Annotated in this window: 2 protein-coding genes and 1 pseudogene; 2 read left to right on the top strand and 1 reads right to left on the bottom strand. The window is 73.6% G+C overall.

The genetic code is table 11. The features are described from left to right. Positions 1–135: 135 nt before the first annotated feature. Positions 136–1,080, bottom strand: coding sequence for an acyl-CoA desaturase (locus tag E1292_RS50040; RefSeq protein WP_132606821.1), 945 nt, complete (start codon positions 1,078–1,080; stop codon positions 136–138). Between the two features lie 217 nt (positions 1,081–1,297). On the opposite strand from E1292_RS50040, the gene E1292_RS50035 reads away from it, so the two are divergent. Together E1292_RS50035 and E1292_RS50030 are read left to right on the top strand one after the other, a co-directional pair. Next, on the top strand, positions 1,298–2,599 hold the full coding sequence (locus tag E1292_RS50035) for a cytochrome P450 (protein ID WP_132606820.1): 1,302 nt from the start codon (positions 1,298–1,300) through the stop codon (positions 2,597–2,599). A gap of 2 nt (positions 2,600–2,601) precedes the next feature. Further along, a pseudogene (locus tag E1292_RS50030) lies at positions 2,602–2,870 on the top strand (peroxidase family protein); the annotation flags it as partial.

The raw sequence follows: 2,870 nt of genomic DNA, 5'->3' as shown, positions 1-2,870 counted from the left end.
GTGCCGCCCCCGCGTCTCCCCGTGTCTCCCCGAACCGCCCTCGTGCCGCTCGTGCCGCTCGTGCCGCCCGTGCCGCCCGTGCCGCCCGCCGTTCCGCCCCTGGACCGCCCGCCGTTCACTGGGCCGCCCCCGTGCTCACCGGCGGGCGGCGCGGCGGGCGGCCAGGCGTGCGGGGTCCGGCCAGCGCACGGAGTGCGCCCAGCCCGCGCGCTCGAACCAGCGGATCAGCCGCGCGCTCGGGTCGAGCTGGCCCTTGAGCACCCCGTGCCGGGCGCAGGCCGGCTCCACGTGGTGCCAGTTGTGCCAGCCCTCGCCCAGCGTCAGCATCGCCACCCACCACACGTTCGACGAGCGGTCCCTGGTGGGGAAGGGCCGCTCGCCGAACGTGTGCGCGACGGAGTTCACCGACCACGTGACGTGGTGCACCACCGCGTAGCGGACCAGGCCGCCCCAGAAGAAGGCGGACCAGGCGCCCTCCCACGACATCGACCACAACCCGCCCGCCGCGGCGGGCAGCGCGAACGACAGCGCCACGACGGCCGGGTAGGCGGCGTCGAACCGCCGGACGTCCGGATCGGCCAGCAGGTCCGGCACCCAGTGGCGCCGGCTGGACCGCCGGCGCGCGGTGAAGAACCAGCCCACGTGAGCGTGCGCCATGCCGCGCAGCAGGGCCAGGCCGTCGTCGCCGTAACGCCACGGCGAGTGCGGGTCGCCCTCGCGGTCGGCGTACTTGTGGTGGCGCCGGTGCTCGGCCGCCCACAGGGAGACGGGGCCCTCGACGGCCATGCCGCCGGCAAGCATGAGCGCGACCCGCAGCGGCCTGCGGCACTTGAAGGCGCGATGGGTGAAGAGCCGGTGATAGCCGATGGCGATCCCGAAGATGCTCACGAAGTACATCACGACGGCGATGGCCAGGTCGCGCGGGCCGATGCCCCACCCCCACACGGCGGGCACGGCGACGGCCAGGAGCAGCACGGGAAGCACCACGAGGACGACCAGGTAGACCGCCCGGCGGCCGGTGGTGAGCGTCACCGTCTCCGCCGTGCCCGAGCCCGCCCGAGGGGTGGGTGACGCGTTCACAGTGCCTCCGTGATCGGTGCAGACGACAGGGCCTCCCCATTGATGACCGGGCCTGAGGGCTCCGGCAATGGCCTGGAAGTGACGAGCCCGTCACCATGAGGAGTCAAAACACTCCGAACAGTAGCCATCAGGAACGGGCCGCAACCTGTCTAGATTGTGGCTACACAACGTGATGATCTCTGTTCGCTCCGGCCTCAGCGGAAGGTGGGCAAACGGCATGGGTGCTGCCGATCAGGCGACCACGAGCGGCCATCTGGAGAAGTACGACGAGGCGCTGGCCCACGACCCCATGACGGCGCTGGGGCTCGTCCAGCAGTGGATGCGCACCGACTGGCGCACCCTGTTCGCCGAGCTTCGCGAGCGGCGGCCCGTCTTCGTCACGCCCGCTTTCACGGTCGTGACGCGCTTCGCCGACGTGATCGAGGTGCTTTCCCGCGAGTCGGTCTTCTCGGTCCGCGCCTTCGGGCCGCGCCTGGACGCCGCGCTGGGCGGCCCGTACATGCTGGGCCGGGACGCCACCCCGATGAACTGGCGGGACAAGGGCCTGATGCGGGTCATGCTCGACCCCGGCGACACCGCGCGCGTGCGCTCGCTCGCGGGACGCCTGGCCGACGAGGCCCTCGACGCCGCGCTGCCGGGTGGCCGCGTCGAAGCGGTCCACGCGCTGTTCCGCCGCGTCGCCCTGGGCGTGTGCGCCGAATACTTCGGACTTCCCGGGCCCGACCCCGGCACCCTGTCGCGGTGGACGCGGGCCATCGTCACCGACGGCTTCGCCAACTACGCGGGCGACCCGGCGATCCAGGAGGAGTCGGTGCGCGCGGGCGCGGAGATGACAACCTACCTGCGCGACCGGCTCGCCGAGCTCCGGGCGGCGCTGCGCGCCGGGCGTGACCTGCCGGACGACGTCTTCACCCGGCTCGCCCGCACGCACCTGCCTCCCGGCCTCGGCCTGGACGACGAGCGCATCGTCATCAACATGGCCGGCCTCCCGCTCGGCTTCGTGGAGAGCGGGCCCGGAGCCATGGCCGAGGCGGTCGAACAACTGCTCCTGCGCCCGCAGGTGCTGGCGGAGGCCGTCGCGGCCGCCGCCGACCCCGCCCGCTTCGACCCCTACGTGTGGGAGGCGCTGCGCTTCAACCCGTTCTTCAAACTGCTCCCCCGCATGTGCGAGCGCGACCACGTCCTGGCCGCCGGCACCCCGCGCAGCACGGTGATCCCCGCGGGCACGCTCGTGCTCGCCGCGCCGGCCTCGGCCATGTTCGACGCGGACGTGGTGCCGGAGCCCGGCGAGTTCCGCCTCGGCCGGCCGCGCCACCACCAGCTGTTCTTCGGCCACGGCCACCACTCCTGCCTGGGCGTGCACCCCGCCGCCGCGGTGGTCTGCGAGGTCGTACGCCGCCTGCTGCTGCGCCCCGGCGTACGCCCTGTCCCGCCACCGGAAGGGGCCCTCGTCAGATCGGGCGGCATCTTCCCCGACCGGTTCGTTCTCGCGTTCGGCCCCGAGGGCCAGGAAGGGTGACGATGGCGACGAGCAGGGCGCGCAGCGCCGCCACCGACGGGGTCGCCAACCGGCTCAGGTTCCTGGCGCTGACCGGCGGCAGGCCCGTCTGGGACGTCGTACACGCCGTCCCCGCGCTGCGGCGGCGGGTCAACGCCGCGCTGATCGACAGCGCTATCCGGGAGATGCCGCCCCGGCCCGAGCCGCTCAGCACGATGGCCGGCTACACCTCGTGGCCCTCACTGACCGACCGCACCTACAGCGGCAGGCACCTGCCCCCGCTCCCCCTCCC

Source organism: Nonomuraea deserti (assembly GCF_004348685.1).
GTDB classification, from domain to species: domain Bacteria; phylum Actinomycetota; class Actinomycetes; order Streptosporangiales; family Streptosporangiaceae; genus Nonomuraea; species Nonomuraea deserti.
Note: the sequence above shows the minus strand (reverse complement) of the source record. Positions and strands in the feature narration are given on the sequence as shown.